A 582-nucleotide genomic window follows, 5' to 3' on the forward strand; every position below is an offset into this window, starting at 1 on the left:
GCGTCAAGCTCGTCGTCTCCGATGCCCACGAAGGCATCAAGGCGGCCGTCACCAAGGTGCTGTGCGCGACATGGCAGCGCTGCCGCGTCCACTTCATGAGGAACGTGCTGGCCCATGCCGGCAAGAGCGGCCGCAGGGTCGTCTCCGCTTTCATCGCCACCGCCTTCGCCCAGGAGACGCCGGAGGCCGCAAGCGTGCAATGGCGCGCCGTCGCCGACCAGATCAGGCCGAAGGTGCCGAAGCTGGCGACAATCATGGACGACGCCGAGCCCGACGTGCTGGCCTACATGACCTTCCCGAAGGAACATCGCGCCAAGCTGCACTCGACCAATCCGATCGAGCGTCTCAACGGCGAGATCAAGCGGCGCACCGAGGTCGTCGGAATCTTCCCGAACGACGACGCGATCGTGCGCCTCGTTGGCGCAATCCTGCTCGAACAGAACGATGAATGGGCCGTGCAACGCGCCAGATATATGACTCTGGAAACGATCAGCCAGATGAGCGATGATCCCCTGATCAGCTTGCCAGCCGTGGCGCGCTGATCAGCCCGGCCCATGCCGGAGAGCACGGCGACCAATGCCG

Annotated in this window: 1 protein-coding gene; it reads left to right on the forward strand. The window is 64.6% G+C overall.

What is annotated here, in order from left to right:
* Window positions 1-542 (forward strand): transposase (locus AC0L2Y_RS34575; RefSeq protein ID WP_473562335.1); only part of this gene is annotated, 542 nt, incomplete at its 5' end.
* Between the last annotated feature and the right edge of the window lie 40 nt (window positions 543-582).

This window comes from Mesorhizobium sp. WSM4830, assembly GCF_055811495.1.